Source organism: Sphingomonas suaedae, assembly GCF_007833215.1.
In the GTDB taxonomy this organism is placed as follows: Bacteria; Pseudomonadota; Alphaproteobacteria; order Sphingomonadales; family Sphingomonadaceae; genus Sphingomonas; species Sphingomonas suaedae.
The window spans coordinates 557,585-572,960 of record NZ_CP042239.1 but is presented as its reverse complement, the minus strand read 5'-3'; the positions used below and the strand labels follow the sequence as shown (position 1 = coordinate 572,960).

The window sequence follows — 15,376 nt, the reverse complement described above, 5'->3', positions numbered from 1 at the left end:
GGTCGCTTCTCGGGGCTTTGCGGACGTTCCGGGACTAGAATTGGTCGGTGGCACAGGATTCGAACCCGAAACACCTGCTCCGTCAACCCACGGATTTCTGAGCGTTTCGCGGGATCGCGAGCCCCTTGCAAATCGGTTTTTCATGCGTGTCGCGTTGAAGCGACTGCGCAGCGTTCGACAGTGGCGCATACCGCCCGATTTAAGCCAGGCTATCGCCAAGCTGGCGAAAGCGGTGTCTCAGATATGCACCAGCTCGATCGAGAAACAGCAGCGCCAGCAGCGATACGCCGAACAAGGGCAACAACAGACCGAGAACCAGGATCAGCGTCATCATCCCGAGCCCGGGCGCGCGACCGGTGGGCGGCGCGCCGAAAGCGCCGGCCGGTCTGCGCTTGAACCACATGACGGCCCCGAGAATGCTGACCGCGATCAGACCAAGCGCGGTGATCACCCCGATGATCTGATTGGCCAGCCCGAACAGCTGCCCTTCATGCCATGCTACGCCGGTATTCACGATCCGATCCACGACATGCTGATCGGCAAACCCCCTGCGCGCGGTCTCGGCCCCGGTCTCAGCATCGAACGTCACCTGCCGCGCCAGCCATCGGTTCTGTGTTTCCGACTTCACCGTCCAGTCCTTGCCGGTCGGTGGGCCGAACCGCTGGATCGCATGAGGCGGCACGACGACGACCGGCGGTGGCATCTCCTGCTCCCTGGCCTTCGCTACGAACGCCGCGAGCGGGAGGCCTGCGGGAAGCGCCGAGCCAGCCATGCTGGAAGGCGTCGCTGTGTCCATGGCGCTGTGATCGTGGACGGCTTCGACGGCCGGCGGGGCCTGTTTGCCGTCAGCACCCACCTTCCAGCTCTGCGGTCCGTTGACGAGGCCAAGCTCGCTGCGCACCCAGCGGAATCCGCTGCCCCACGCACCCGCCCAGGGCAGCCCGCTGGCGAGCATGACGAGCACCAGGCCGGCGATCCAGAAGCCGGTGACGCGATGGATGTCCCTGAGCAGGGGCCTGCCCCGCAGGTTCAGGCGGGGGTAAAGCGTGCCCGCTGCACGCAGGGGGCGAGGCCACCACAGATACAGGCCGGTGAGGATCAGCACGATTGTCCAGCTCGCCGCCAACTCCACCAGCCAGTCGCCCCATTTGCCGAGCAGCAGCGAGCCATGAATATTGGCGATCGTTTCCGTGAGCTTGCTCGCGGGATCGCGCCCGCCGAGCAGCTTTCCTTGCGGCGACACGAAGATGTCGAGCTTCGCGCCGTCGAAGAAGATCAGTTCGATCATCGCGGCATCGCCCGGTGCCTCGGGCACGCGATAGCTGTTGAAGCGACCCGTGGGATAGGTCGTCAACACCGCGCCAAGCTGTTGATCCGGCGTAACCGCGCCATCGAGGGACAAGCCACGATAGGTGCGCTCCTCCCACCGGTCGATCTGCGGCTTGAACAGATAGATCGACCCGGTGACCGACAGGATCAGAATGAAGGGCAGCACGAACAGCCCTGCGTAGAAGTGCCATCGCCATACCGTGCGGTAGAGCGATCCGGCGGTATCCCGCCGCACCATAGGCTCCCCCTCGGTCATCAGCGGCTGAACCGGATGCCCGCAAACACGGCGCGGCCGATGCCGGGATTGAACAGCTCCGCCCCCGCACCGGCGGTGCCGGCGACAGCCACGGTCGAGATGTAGCGCTTGTCCGTCAGGTTCCGGCCCTCGATGTAGAAGGCCCAGCCCTTGCTCGTGTCGAACCCGGCTTTGAGGTTCAGCAGCGCGAACGGATCAACGCTCAGGCTGTTGGCATGGTCGGCGAAATACGACTTGGGCGACCATTCGATATTCGGACCGGCATAGAAGCCGCTGGTGTGCCGGTAGAGCAACTCGGCCCGCACATAATGCTCCGGCACGCCGGGGAGCCGGTTGTCGCCATAGGTTGGATCGTCATCGAAGAAGAAGTCGTTCAAGGTGTAGGCGAGCGTGAATGCGATGCGATTACCGGACTGCGACACCGGAACCGTCCCATCCAGCCCGGCTTCGACGCCCTGGTGGACGGTGCGCCCGGCATTGATGATGCTGCACGCGCTGAACGGCCCGGTCGAGAGGCACTGCAGCTCGTCGCGCAACTCCGACCGATAGACCGACACGTCCCAGCCGATGCCGCCGCTACCTCCGCGGGTTCCAATCTCGTAAGTGGTTGCGCGCTGCGGCTTCAGATTCGCAGCGGTGATGACGTTGGCGTCGTAGCTGGGCACCTCGGCGCTACGGGAGATATTCCCGAACAGCTGCGCGTTCGCGCCAGCGTGCCAGAGTATGCCGATGCGGGGCGACCACAGGTCATATTCCTTTCGACCCGACTGGTCGCCATTTGCCAGGAACCTGTCGCGCCGATCGCGGACGGCATGGAGATATTGGACGCCGCCGATCAGCGCCAGGTCCGGGCCGACGTAAAGCGAATCCTCGGCGTAAAGGGACAGGTTGCTCGACTTGTCCACCATCGACGCGGCCAGCGCGCCCTTTACGGCGCCGGGCAGGTTGACGAACTGTTCGGTGTCGATCGTCCCCTTCTGAAGATTCGCGCCCAGGATCAGACGGTTGTGCATTCCACCGAGCGAACGCTCATCGACCAGCCGGGCAAATCCGCCATAATCGTCCACGGTGAAGTCCAGCCACTGGAAGATGGGGTGCTTCACCTGCCGGTTATTGTAGAAGACGCCGAGATCGACGCTGGTTTCCCCCCATCGAAGCGTGGTCTTGTTGGCGATCCGGATCGAATCGACATTACGCTGCTGGTCCTGGGTGAACCAGACCGGGTTCGCCGAGCGCGGCGCGCCAAGCGCCTGTGCCTTGCTCACTTCACCGGGAATTCGCTGGTTCGTCGTCGCGCCATAGACATAGAAGCGCGTGTCGATGTTCGGCGCGATCTTGTAGCCGATGTTGAGGTTCCCCCGGATCGCATCGCCGTCGCTATGATCGCGGTAGCCGTCAATCCGCTGAGCCGAGACGGTCGCGAACCAGTCGAGCGAACCCGAAGCCCCGCCCGTGCTTGCCTGACCCTTGATATAGCCGAAGCTGCCGCCGTCGATGCGCGCGGTCAGCGGCGACGCATCCGCACCGGTCGGCGTGACCAGGTTGATCGCGCCGCCGAGCGCGTTGGAGCCGTAGCGCAGCGCATTGGCGCCCTTGAACACTTCGACGTGCGCGTAGGCGCTGGGATCGATCTCGAACAGATCCATCAGGCCATCGGACGTGTTCAGGGGAATGCCGTCGATCAGCAGCAGGATGCCACGATTGCCATAGGCGCGCGAAAGGCCCGATCCACGGATCGAGAGCCGTGCATCGTCGCCCATGCGATGCTGGGTGATGACGCCGGGGACATATTCGAGAATGTCCTTGATGTTCTGAACCGGCGTGTCGCGGAACGCGGCGGCGGGGACGACGTCGACACCGCCCGGCGTGCGCTCGATCTCTTCGATCGCTTGCGCCGTCTCGCGCGTGCCGGTGACGATGATCGTATTGCCGCGGCTCGCCTGATCCGGGTCCGGTGAACGTTGCTGGGCGAATGCGGGCGTGATGCTGCTGGTGACGAGCAGTGCCGCCAATATGGTCCTGGTCATGGAAATACCCTTTCCAGGCGCGGGTGAGGCCGGCCTGCAATCCTGTCGGGCACGCGCGGGCTCAGCCCAGGCGATCGTGCGGCTGTCGGATCAATTGCGGGCGGGCGGCCCGCGCAAGGGTGGGCGCAGATGCGCAAACGCCTGAGGCGCTGGCGAGACCGCGACCGTCAGGCCGAGCGCCAGAATAAACGCCAGCAGCGCCGCAAGCTGGATCGAATCCGTCGAGGGAAGGACCGGTAACGAGAGATCCGCGAACGCACAGGATTTTCCTGCTGTTGCGTCGCCCTCATGCTCCAGGCCGGGTACCTCGATCACTTGAGTGGACGCACCCATCGCATTGCAGACGGCGACCACGATGCGTCCATTTTCGGCGCTCGGCATAAAGCCAGCAGGCACCAAGACCTTCAGCATCAGCGCGAGCGCAACAAACGCTGCGGCGAGATGGGGGTGATCAAGGACCAGGCGACGCGGTGCGGACACGCGCGGCGCTCTAATCTCTCGCCAGCGACATGTCACGCCAAAGCGAGCCCTGGCTGTTGGCGCCGGTTCGGAACGCAGTCTGAGACTCAGTCACGGCCGCCATGAGGCGCGAAATAGCGCATCGCAACGGCGGAGCCGGGATCACGCGGCCATTGCGCCCATCTCTTCCAGATAGAGCCGTTCCAGATCGGATGCGGTGATGTCCGCCGCATCGATCATCCGACGCAGCTTGCCCTCACGCATCAGCCCGATCCGGTTGCCGACCTCCCGCGCACGAAACAGGTCGTGCGTAACCATCAGCACCGCCGCCCCGGCGTCGCGCTGACGGACGATCAGGGCGTGAAATTCGGCGGACGCCTGCGGATCGAGGCCCGAGATCGGCTCATCGAGCAGCAGCGCGCGAGCCTGTTTGGCGATGGCGAGCGCGAGGCCGACCTTTTGCCGCATCCCCTTCGAATAGCCCGACGCACGCCGGTCCATCGCCGCGTCGGGCAGCCCAGCCTGGGCGAGGCACTGCCGCAGGAACGGCGCCGACCGCTCCTCGATCCCGGACAGCGCCGCGAAATAGGTGAGGTTCTCGACGCCCGTCAGTTCGCCGAACAGCGCGATCTGTTCGGGGACGTAAAGCAGCTTGCGCTTGGTACCGACCGGATCGCTGCGGACGTCGACGCCATCGACCCGCGCTTCTCCGGCACTTGGCTCCAGAAAGCCGAGGAACAGGTTGATCGTCGTGGTCTTGCCCGCGCCGTTGGCGCCGAGCAGGCAGACGATCTCGCCGGGGTCGACGCGCAGATCGAGGCTGTCGAGCGCGCGGTGCGCTCCGAAATCCTTGGTGAGGCCGATGGCTTCGAGCATAAGCGAACGTCCTTAAAGCAATTGGGCGGCGCCGCGGCGCAGGCGAAGCGCGGCCATTGCCAGCAACAGCGCCGCGAAACCGAGCAGGATGAGAAGTTCGCGCGTCAGATGCCCGCGCCAAGCTGGCTCGACGAAGGCGAAGCGCGGCAGTGGGCGATCATAATCGGCGAGCGTCATCAGCCGCTCTTCGTCCATCCAGCCAAAGGCAATGCGGCGGACGTCGCCGGCAAAGGCGCGGGCCTGATCCTGGAAGGCCAGCGCACGATCGGAGCCGGTACCGGCGATCCGGTCGAGCGCGCCCTGCGCGATCACGGCGGGGGATAGCAGCGACAGCGTGTTCTCAAGCGCGCGATGACGCGCCCAGCCATCGGCATAAGCGCGATGGATCGGGCCGAGCCGCGCATCGCGCTGCTGGATCTCGCCCCGGCTGTGCCAGAGCGAGGCGGGATAGGCGCGATCTGACTCCGCCGTCGCCGCCGCGCGCGCTGCAGCCTGGTTCGCGGCGCGCACCTCCAGCCCTGCCGTGCGGACGGCGTTGGTGTACGCCATTGCCGATGGCGGCGGGGCTGCAAGGTCGGCGATCGCGGACCCAGCCGCCGGGATCAGGACGACCAGCGCGAGCCAGGCCGTTCCGGAGGCCAGCGCCGCCGTGGTGGACGCGCGGACCAGCAGGTTGATGAGGATGCACAGGGCGATCCAGAACGCTCCATAAGCCAGCATCACCAGCACAACTAGAGCGAGCCCGACGACGTCCCCTGCCCCGACCGCTATGAGCCAGCCGATCGCAATAATAGTCGCGGCAACGAGCAGCCCCCCGCCCCTCACCGCCGCGCGCATGAGGATCAGCCGAGCCGGGCGGACAGGCTGGGCCAGCTGGAACCGCGCGCTGCCATTTTCCACGTCGCGCGACCAGAAGTCGTAGGTGGTCGCAATCAACAGCAGCGGGAGCAGCACGACGATCACGAACGCCAGGTCGAACCGCCCTGCAGCGAGCACCGCCGGACTTTCGAGGCCGGTCGCATGCGCGTCGAAGATGGTCCAAGGATCGACAAAGGGGGCGATGTTCGCCGCTGCCGGATACCCCTCCGCTTGTCCCGTCGATAACGCGGCGAGCGGGGCGCTGGGCAGGCCCGCTCGGAACGGCAGCGCGGTCGCGTAGATCAGGCCGAAATTGGGCTTCTCGCCTTTGGCGAGCGTTTCGATGAACGCCTTGCGCCGGTCCGTCATGATCGTATCGGCTTCGGCCACGGCGGTGGTGACCGCTTCCTGCCGTGCCTGCGCCCAATGCCCGCCCGTCACTGCCGCATAGCCAGCCGCGATCGCGAACAGGATCAGCATGACGCGCATCACCGGATCGCGCCACGCACGCAGCGCCTCGAGCCGCGTCACTGTGGATCGACCGGTCATGCGCTTGCCCTTCCCAACCGGCGTGCCGCTCCAAAGGCGAGCAGCAAGCTGAGTGCCGCCCAACCCGTGAGGATCGCCAGATCGATCCAATGCCGCGACAGGGCTTCCCGGATCGGCGCGGGCGTCGCGACGAATTTGGCGTCGCGGGTAATCGCCGCGACGTCGGCCATATAAGGTCCTTCACCCTCCTTCGGGCGATGGATGATCGCGCGGTTCAGCCGCTGCACCAGATCGTAGCGGAACCCGTCCGCCTGTTCGAGGAAGCGGCGATGCGCATGTTGGTCGCTCTGCGCGATCGCAGCCGACCAGGGTCGGATCGCCTGAAAGGGCGAGACAAGCGCCAGCGCACGCTGGATTTGCGCCTGACGGTCATAGCCGTCGTAGAGCGCGGCGAAATGGCGACGATAGATGGCGGTCGACAACGCCTCTCCATGGAAGAGCGCGACACCGTTAAAGTCGATCGGCAGGTCTTCGAGCTTTGCCACGCCGTAGCGGCGCATTGTATCCTGGCGGAGGCGTTCGAGCCGGGCGTCGCGCGGATCGTGGCCACTCGGCCCCTCCATCACTTCCTTGGTCACCGCCGCCTCGAATGCCGGACCCGACTGGGTCGGCGCGGCGGCTTCGGCGATGGTGGGCGCCAGGCGGGGGACGAACAGTGTCGCCATGGCCCAAAAGGCGAGCAGCAGGACGAGCGAGGTGCGCGCCGACGCAAAGGCCGCCGATGCGGCGAGGGTCAGCCCGGTAAAGGCGAACAGATAGAGCGCATAGCCCGCGATCATCCAGAGCAGCGGCCCCAGCTCCGCCGCGCTCCCGCCCGCCATCCACAGCGATGCAGCGCCCGCCGCGGAGGCGACCGCCAGCACGAGCAGGACGATCAGGCCGAGCCCCGCAAGCCGCCCCGCCATCAGCGTCACGGGCGACGCGCCCGCCGCCATTTCCTGTCGCAGCAGCCCACGCGCCTGCTCGCCCGAGAAGGCGGCGAAGCCCGAGAGGATGATGAGCAATGGCGCGAGCACCTGCAACATGGTGGCGGGGCTCAGCCCGCCGAAGCGGTCGAGCGCGGTCCCACCGTCGATGGCACGGTTGCGCGCGGGATTGTTCGCGTGCGCTTCCAGCTTCAGCGAGGTGCCGAGCTGGGGCAGCAGACCGGGGTCGACTACGGCAAGCGGTGACACCGGCTTGAAGAGATAGCGCCCGAAATGCGCGGCGCCGTGGGGGTTTGCCGGACCTTGCATCGCCCAGACCTGCGCCTCCTCGACCTGAGCGGCGGCGCGCTCGCGCTCCCGTGCCTGATGCAGTGCCGCCCCGGCAAGCGCGGCGGTGCAGAGCACCAGCAGCAAGGCGATTGCGAGAACACCAAGTCGCCGATCGCGCGCCAGCAGTCGCCACTGCTGGCGCGCGATCACCGGGGCAAGCGCACGCGCCATCTCAATAGCTCGCGCGGAGCGTCAGCAGGAAGTTACGCGGCTCGCCGTAGAAGTTGTACGTGTTGATCGAACCGACGCGCTGATAATAGACCTTGTCGAACAGGTTGTTGACCGACACGAACGCGCGAAGATTGTCGTTGAAGCGCCAGCCCAGCTGAGCCCCGACGACCGCGAACGCATCCTGCTCGCGAACCCCGGCCACGCCGCCGCCGACCACGCCGCTCTGGCCGTTGACGCTGGCTGCGGCGAACGCACCGCCCAGCGCCGCCGGCTCGTAGCGGGCGTAGAACTTATACTGATGGCGCGGGGTGAAGATGTCGAAGACGGCGCCGGTCTGCGCGGCGGTCCCGACTTCATATTCGGTCTTCACATTGGTGTAGCTGGCGGTCAGGTCGAGCCCTTGAAACGGCGAGCCGCTGACCTCGAACTCGAACCCTTCGATCTTCACCACGCCGGCCTGGACGAAAAAGCCGGGATTGGCGGTGTCGGAAAGGGCGCGGTTTTTGTCCTTGCTGCGAAACACGGCGGCGCTGGCGTTGAGCGCGCCGTCGAGAAAGCGGCCCTTCAGTCCGACCTCATATTGTTCGCCGACGCGCGGATCGAGCGGCGTGCCGTCGCTGCGCACCTGCGTCTGCGGATTGAAGATATCCGAATAGCTTCCATACAGTGTCACGTCGCCAAGAAGGTTCACCACGGCGCCGACACTGGGCGTGAACTTTCCGCGAATGCGCGAATTTGCGTTGGTCACCCAATCGGTCGGGGTCGACGGCGCGATGTTCCTGGACCGGTTGGTGTAGTCGCTCAGGCGGCCACCCGCGACCAAGGTGAACCCTTCGAATGGGCGCAGCCGCAGCTGGGCGTGGAAACCGCTCTGCTGAAGGTCGGTTTCGCTACCCGACGTGAACGCGTTGGGTGCGATCGGAATGATGTCCGGATTGAAGATGGAGAAACGGCCCTGCGAAGTCTGGCTCCGCTGGAGAAAGGACGTCGTGCGCTTGTCCCAGCTATAACCCACCGCGAGTTCGTGTTCGCGACCGAAAAGGGTGAACGGGCCGGTGGCATAGGCGTCCACCGCAGTCTTTCCGTTCACGCCGCGCGCGCGGCGGTTCACATATTCCGCGGTCAGCGTTACCGGATCCACCCCCGTTCCGGGGCGGATGAACGCATCTTCCCACGCGCGCGGGATATCGCGATGCAGCGCGCGGACGACGAACGACCAGTCGCCGAGCTGCTGCTTCACCTCCCCCGCATATTCGGTGGTGGTTTCGGTGAACAGGTTCCAGCTCGGGAGGTGCTGGAAATCGCGCGGAAAGTTCAGGAACTGCTGATTGGTGAACGCCGGCTGGCCGGCCATCGGCGTTTCCGCCTTGGTGTCCTGATAGCTGATCGAAGCCCCGAGCGTCGTCGTGGGGGTCAGATCGTAGTCCGCCGCGACATAGGAGGTCAGCTTGCGCGTATGCGACTTCGCCTGGAAGAAGTCGCGATCGTGCAATGCCGCGACCGCGCGCACGCGCAGGCGCCCCGCTTCGTCCACCGGTCCGCCGATGTCGAACTCGCCGCGATAATTGTTCCATGACCCGCCAGACAGCGCGCCGGACACGGTGAAGCGGTCCTGTCCGCGCTTGCGGATCAGGTTGATCGTCCCGCCGGGCGAACCCGATCCCCGGAACAGGCCCGTCGGGCCGCGCTGGACCTCGACCCGCTCATAGATGACCAGGTCGAACTCGGGCACGCCAGAGGAAAAGGTCGAGGGGACGCCGTCATAGGCATAGTCGAGCACGAAGCCGCGAGCGCGATAATCGGGATTGGTGCCGTCGAACGGCATCACCGTCACGCCGGCAACGGTCTGCACCGCCTCGCCGATGGTGAAGAGGTTCCGGTCCTCGATCTGCTCGCGGGTCACGACGCTGACCGATTGCGGGATTTCGAGGAGCGGCGCGGCGCTCTTGCCGGCAACGGTGGCCTGTTGCGGCGCATAGCCGTCATCCTCGGCAATGCCGGTGATGACGATCTCGCGCTGGCGGCGATCATCGGTCTGGTCGTCTGCCTGCGCAGGCAGTGCGAGAAACGGCAAACCCAGCGCAAATCCCGCGCGCAACGACTTGGAAATCATTAACCCCCCAAACGAATCATGTAATGGTATAACGTGTCGTTACTAATGTGGATTTGAGTAAGCAAGCGAATATTGTGCGTTGCAACGCCGCTGCGGCACTCCGATTGGAGCGATGGCGTTTGGATTTAGGCATCTCCTAACGCTTCAACCCAGCCCGCCCCATCTCGGCCAGTCGACCTGCCCGTCCTACCGCTCAGGTCGGCTGTCGCTTCACCGTGATGAAACGCCTTTATGGGACAAATGCGATGTTGCAACATCTCATTGACGCCTATGTGCGTCGGCGTTAGTGGCGCCGACGATACATTCGCGGCTGCGGCGGCTTCAACGCTCCTCAGAGCAGGCGGGGCAAGCTCGTGTATAAGGAGTAGGCGCATGACATTGGCGATCCAGAGCCGCGACTATTGGGACGGCGCGGTTCAATCCTATGTCGCGAGCGCGGAGCCATTCACTGCCCTGTTCTGCGCAGACGCTGTTGCACTCGCGCAGATCGAATCAGACATGCACCTCATTGATGTCGCGACTGGGCCGGGCGCTCTGGCACTGGCCGCGGAAGCCAAGGGTGCGGAGGTTACGGCCATCGATTTCTCTGCAGCGATGATCGATCAGCTACGGAGCCGGGCGCAAGGTCGCCGCATTGATGCAATCCAGATGGATGGGCAGGCACTCGACCTTCCGGACGGCAGCTTCGACCGCGCCTGTTCCGTGTTCGGCATCCCGCTTTTTCCCGATTGGCGCGCGGGTCTCGCGGAAATGGCGCGCGTGCTCCGCCCAGGCGGGCGGGCGGTGGTGGCGACCGCGAGCACGCCGGTGGGATTCGGACCTTATATGGTGCTCGCTCAAGCGCGGGCAGCTTTGTTCGGAGGATCGCCGGCGACTCTGGGCGTCGAGGGCATGGCGGCTTTAGCCGACGAGGACCGGCTTGTCGCCGAGATGAGTGACGCCGGATTTGAAACGGTCGAGGTCCATCAGCGCAATCACAATTTCGCGTTTGATATCGCCATATTTCAGACGGCGCGCGAAATGCTCGATGCCAGTCCCGTGATCGCCGATCTTGCCGAACCGGATCGCGCGCGGGTCATCGATGAGGCCGCGCATATGGCGGCAGAATCGCAGAAGGACGGGAAGCTCAACCTCGATTGCGTCGCGCATTTCGCGACCGCGAAGCGATGATCCCCGTGCAGCGAAACTGGCTAGATGGGCTCGCGATCGGAGCGTCTACGCTGTGCCTTAGCCATTGCCTCCTGCTCCCTGCCCTACTCATCGCATTACCTGCGCTCGCAACCTTTCTGGCGCTGCCTGAAGACTTCCATTTCTGGGCTCTGGTAGTTGCGGTGCCCACCAGCGCTTTTGCGATGACGCTGGGGTATTGGCGCCACCGTCGAAAGGCGCCGCTACTACTGGCGGTATCCGGTCTTGCCTGCCTCGGCGCGGCCGAGTTGGTTTTTCACGGGACGTCTCAGGAAGCCTGTGTAGCGATCAGCGGCTCGCTCCAGCTTGGCTTCGGTCACGCATTGAATATGCGCGCGACGCGACACTGAAGATGCCGAGCGGCGATGGCCACAAGCGGGGCTCCTTGCCATCGGGCGCAACATTGCCTGAGCGGGTGCTCTGGGCTTTGCGACAGGAGAAGAGCCCTCTCGGCGTTTATCAGCTGGCGCACAGGCTCGCATTGGCCACCGGGGCTCCGCACCATCCCAATTCGATCTACCGAGTCCTCAACCAATTGCGCGCGCAAAAACGGGCGCTTCCGGTTGCATCGGCGAAAGGTTGGATCGCTCGTGTCGATCCCGATAGCGTCGCGATCGTATTGCTGTGCGGCGAGTGTGGATGCGCGGCGCAGATCGGTGCTGGCGCAGTCGCGGACGAGCTGTGTGCGGTCGTCTCGGGCAAGGGGTTTACGCCCGGCCAGATTCATTTTGAAGTCTTGGGTCGCTGCCGGAACTGCGCGGAACGCAGCTCCGGCAACTGACGCGGTTTACCGCACGCCCATCTCGTCGAGCAGGCGCTGTGCGCCATCGACCTTGGCAATGGTCCAGAAGATGTAGCGGCTGTCGACATGGATCGAGCGGGTGATCGACGGGTCGAACCACCAGTCGGAGATGATCCCCTCGATCGTGCCGTCGAATACCAGCCCGACGAATTCGCCGCGCGCGTTGAGCGTCGAGGAACCCGAATTGCCGTTGGTGATGTCCACCGTGCCCAGATAGTTGACCGGCAGGGTGCCCAGCTCCGGCGCGGTGTAGGCGCCGTAATCCTTCCCCTTGATCAGGTCGATCGTCTTCTGCGGCGCGTTGAACGGCTCCTTGCCGGTCTGCTTTTCGACGACCCCCTCGCCGGTGGTGAAGGCGGTCCATGCCATACCGTCGCGCTTCTTGGCCTTCACCGTGCCGTAGCTGAAGCGCAGCGAACTGTTGGCATCGGGGTAGAGCGTGCGGCCCTGCGACGCGGCATAGCCCATGCGCGCGTCCATATAGGTCGAGCGTGCCGCCTGAAGATTGCCGGCACGCGCGTCGGACATCGCCTCGCGGGCGGCGACGTCGGGATAGGCGGCGATGGCGAGCTGGACGAACGGGTCGGTCGATGCCTTGAGCGCGTCGGCGGACATGTCGAGCAGCGCGATCCGGTTGGTGGTCGTGCCGAGCTTGGTCTCGCTGTAGAGCGCATCCATCCCGATCCGCTCGAGCGCGGCATCGAATCCGGCGTTGCGCGAGGCGGCCGGGAGCTTGCGATACTCCGCTACCGCCTTTTCGAACAAGGCCCGGTCGACCGCGGGGTCGAAGCGTCGCTCGATCTGGGTCAGCGCCTCCTGGAGTGCGCGGCGGTCGCGGTCCTGAAAGCCCGACTTGCGCTGCGCATCGGGCTTGGCACGCTCGAGCGACCAGCGATAGGCGCGCATCGCCGCGGCATAAAGCTGGCCGCGGTCGAGCAGTGCGCGGCGCAACCCTTCCAGCGCGGCGGCATTGGCGGCCGCCGCTTCGGTATCGAGCGCGGTGAGGCCGGCGCTCCAGCGTTCGCGACGGCTGGCGTCGGCGGCGACCCAGGCGCGGAAGGCCTGCTCATCGCTCTCCTTGCGATCGATCAGGCTGATTGCCTCTGCACCTGCCAGCTGACCGAGGATCTTCTTCTTGTAGTTGTCCGCGCCCTTGAGGATCGAGGCATAGCGGATCGCCAGTTCGGGCGAGGATGCGGTCGCGGCGGTGATTGCGTCCGAATATTCGGCGAGCAGCCGCTGCTGGAGCGGGTAGAAATTTTCGAAATAGAAGCGCGTCTCGGCGCCGGTGCGGTGACGCTCGGTCGTGCCGGGGAAACCCGCGACCATGATGAAATCGCCCTCCTTCAGCCCCTGCTTGGCAATCGGCAGCCACGCCTTGGGCTTGAAGGGGACATTGTCCTTCGAATAAGGTGCCGACGACCCGTCGGGCGCGACATAGGCGCGATAGAAGCCGAAATCGCCGGTGTGGCGCGGCCATTGCCAGTTATCGATTTCGCCGCCGAAATTGCCGACCCCGCCAGCGGGCGCGTAGACGAGCCGGACGTCCTGAATCTCCAGCTGCTGTTGCAGGAAATATTGCTTCCCGCCGAAATAGGCGCGCACATCGCAGCGGCGATTGGGCTTTTTCTCGCACGCGGCGATCAGCGCCTTGCGATTGGTCTCGATCCGCCCGTTGCGCGCTTCGCCCACCAATCTTGTCGCACCGCGCAGCACATCGGCGGTCACGTCGCGCAAATCCTCGATCACATAGACGCGGCTCCCCGGCGCAGCGGGCAGTTCGTCGCCCAGCGTGCGCGCGAGAAAGCCGTCGCGCAGATAATTATGCTCTGGCGAGCTGTTATACTGGATCGAGCCATAGACGCAGTGATGGTTGGTCGCGATCAGCCCCTGGTCGCTCAGGAACGCCGCCGAACAGCCGCCGAGCGAGACGATCGCGTTGAGCGGCGCACGGTTTAGGTCGCCGAGTGTCTTCGGATCGAGCTCGAGGCCCGCCGCGCGCATCTTGTCGCCGATCGCCTCGGTCTGGCTGGGAAGCCACATCCCCTCGTCAGCGGCAACCGGGCCGGCGAGCAGGACGAGCGGAGCAAGCAACAGGAAGCGATGACGCACGGTGGAACCCTCTATGATATAATGTCACACGCCAGGAGTAGCGCTGTGCGCGGGTCGTTGCAAGCGTTACGGTCGCGATGTCGATCAGCCTGGATCGTTCGCGTCGGTCAACGGCGTGCCGGCCATTGCCCGCGCGGTCGCCTCGACCCTTTCCATCACGCGCAGCACGTTGTTCCAGGACAGCTTGGCGAGGTTTTCATCGCTCCAGCCGCGCCGCGCCAGTTCGGCGAACAGCAACGGATAGCTGTCGACACCCTTCATCCCCTCCGGCCCGGTACCGCTGATCCCGTCATAATCGGCGCCGAGCCCGACATGGTCGTATCCGGCGACTTTGGCGATATGCTCGACATGGTCGGCCACGGTGCGGACATCGACGCGCGGTTGCGGATTGTCGCGCTCCCACGCGACCAATGCGGGCGTGGAACGCTGGCCGCTGGGGGCCGAGGGCAGCCCGATCTCCTTGGCGTAGGCGATCCGCTTATTGTCCCAGTCATTCCATGTGTTCGACAGGAAGGCGGGATAGAAATTGACCATGATCACGCCGCCATTCTCGGCGATCCGGCGCAGCAGCACGTCGGGAATGTTGCGTGGCCGATCGGCGATCGCGCGCGCCGAGGAGTGGGAGGCGATCACCGGCGCCCTCGTCACATCCAGCACCGCCGCCATCGTCGCGTCGGAGACATGGCTGATGTCCACGATCATGCCGATCCGGTTCATCTCACCCACCACCTGACGGCCGAACGGTGACAGCCCACCCGAGCGGGGCGCATCGGTGGCAGAATCCGCCCAGCTCAGGCTCTTGCTGTGGGTCAGCGTCATGTAGAGGACGCCCAGTTCACGGAACTGGCGCAGCACCGACAGGCGGCCGCCGAACTGGTGCCCGCCCTCAATCCCCATCAGCGAGGCGATCTTGCCCTCGTCCCTCGCCTTGCGCACATCGGCGGCGGTCTGGGCCATCGCGAAGGTCTGGGGGTGCGCGCGTACGAAACGCTGGACAATATCGATCTGGTCGAGCGTCGCCTGAACCGCCTCCGGCCCCGTTTCCTCCGCGGGGATGTAGAGCGACCAGAACTGTCCGCCGACATGTCCCTTGCGCAGGCGCGGGATATCGGTCTGAAGCGGCTTTTCCAGCTTTGCGGTGTCGCGGGTAAGATCGACTGCCTCGACTGCGCCATCATAGGATTTGCGCAATTCCCAGGCGAGGTCGTTATGCCCGTCAATCACCGGCGCCTCGCTAAGGACACGTTCGACACGCGCCTTTGTGACTGCATCGGGGACGGGCGGCGCCGACTGGGTCGCAGTCAGCAGCAACGGAACAAGGGCGAGAGCGATCATACCCCCAGCCTAGTGCGATCCGTCCAGGATGGAAGGGGGAACCCT

12 protein-coding genes are annotated in these 15,376 nt (G+C 65.1%); 3 read left to right on the top strand and 9 right to left on the bottom strand.

All coding sequences use genetic code 11. The features are described from left to right. Nucleotides 1-199: 199 nt before the first annotated feature. From FPZ54_RS02760 to FPZ54_RS02730, 7 genes are all read right to left on the bottom strand, one after another. On the bottom strand, nucleotides 200-1,567 hold the full coding sequence (locus tag FPZ54_RS02760) for a PepSY-associated TM helix domain-containing protein (RefSeq protein WP_239019686.1): 1,368 nt from the start codon (nucleotides 1,565-1,567) through the stop codon (nucleotides 200-202). A gap of 17 nt (nucleotides 1,568-1,584) precedes the next feature. Then, nucleotides 1,585-3,612 (bottom strand): TonB-dependent receptor family protein, encoded by a 2,028-nt coding sequence (locus FPZ54_RS02755; RefSeq protein WP_145844790.1) that lies wholly within the window; start codon nucleotides 3,610-3,612, stop codon nucleotides 1,585-1,587. A gap of 90 nt (nucleotides 3,613-3,702) precedes the next feature. Further along, on the bottom strand, nucleotides 3,703-4,092 hold the full coding sequence (locus FPZ54_RS02750) for a hypothetical protein (protein ID WP_239019685.1): 390 nt from the start codon (nucleotides 4,090-4,092) through the stop codon (nucleotides 3,703-3,705). Between the two features lie 141 nt (nucleotides 4,093-4,233). Then, complete coding sequence (locus FPZ54_RS02745; protein WP_145844789.1) at nucleotides 4,234-4,947, bottom strand: ABC transporter ATP-binding protein; 714 nt, start codon at nucleotides 4,945-4,947, stop codon at nucleotides 4,234-4,236. Between the two features lie 12 nt (nucleotides 4,948-4,959). Continuing rightward, a complete protein-coding gene (locus tag FPZ54_RS02740; RefSeq protein WP_145844787.1) occupies nucleotides 4,960-6,354 on the bottom strand; it encodes a DUF3526 domain-containing protein in 1,395 nt (464 codons plus the stop codon). Further along, nucleotides 6,351-7,781, bottom strand: a complete 1,431-nt coding sequence (locus tag FPZ54_RS02735; RefSeq protein WP_145844786.1) for a DUF3526 domain-containing protein — start codon at nucleotides 7,779-7,781, stop codon at nucleotides 6,351-6,353. The genes FPZ54_RS02740 and FPZ54_RS02735 overlap by 4 nt, the downstream gene beginning before the upstream one ends. A gap of 1 nt (nucleotide 7,782) precedes the next feature. Then, the gene (locus FPZ54_RS02730) at nucleotides 7,783-9,894 is read right to left on the bottom strand and encodes a TonB-dependent siderophore receptor (protein WP_145844784.1); all 2,112 of its coding nucleotides are present in this window, start codon (nucleotides 9,892-9,894) and stop codon (nucleotides 7,783-7,785) included. Nucleotides 9,895-10,266: 372 nt separating this feature from the next. Between FPZ54_RS02730 and FPZ54_RS02725 the strand changes: the two genes are divergently transcribed. From FPZ54_RS02725 to FPZ54_RS02715, 3 genes are read left to right on the top strand one after another with little or no spacing between them, the layout of a single operon-like run. Next, entirely contained in the window at nucleotides 10,267-11,064 is a 798-nt protein-coding gene (locus tag FPZ54_RS02725; RefSeq protein ID WP_186456887.1) for a class I SAM-dependent methyltransferase, read from the top strand. Next, the gene (locus FPZ54_RS20435) at nucleotides 11,061-11,432 is read left to right on the top strand and encodes a MerC domain-containing protein (RefSeq protein WP_145844782.1); all 372 of its coding nucleotides are present in this window, start codon (nucleotides 11,061-11,063) and stop codon (nucleotides 11,430-11,432) included. Before FPZ54_RS02725 ends, FPZ54_RS20435 begins: the two co-directional genes overlap by 4 nt. 2 nt (nucleotides 11,433-11,434) lie before the next feature. Then, a complete protein-coding gene (locus tag FPZ54_RS02715; protein WP_145844781.1) occupies nucleotides 11,435-11,863 on the top strand; it encodes a helix-turn-helix domain-containing protein in 429 nt (142 codons plus the stop codon). Nucleotides 11,864-11,869: 6 nt separating this feature from the next. Here the strand turns inward: FPZ54_RS02715 and FPZ54_RS02710 are convergent, their stop codons facing one another. Continuing rightward, nucleotides 11,870-13,996, bottom strand: a complete 2,127-nt coding sequence (locus tag FPZ54_RS02710) for a S46 family peptidase (RefSeq protein ID WP_239019684.1) — start codon at nucleotides 13,994-13,996, stop codon at nucleotides 11,870-11,872. Between the two features lie 84 nt (nucleotides 13,997-14,080). After that, nucleotides 14,081-15,331, bottom strand: coding sequence for a dipeptidase (locus FPZ54_RS02705; RefSeq protein ID WP_145844780.1), 1,251 nt, complete (start codon nucleotides 15,329-15,331; stop codon nucleotides 14,081-14,083). Nucleotides 15,332-15,376: the final 45 nt, after the last annotated feature.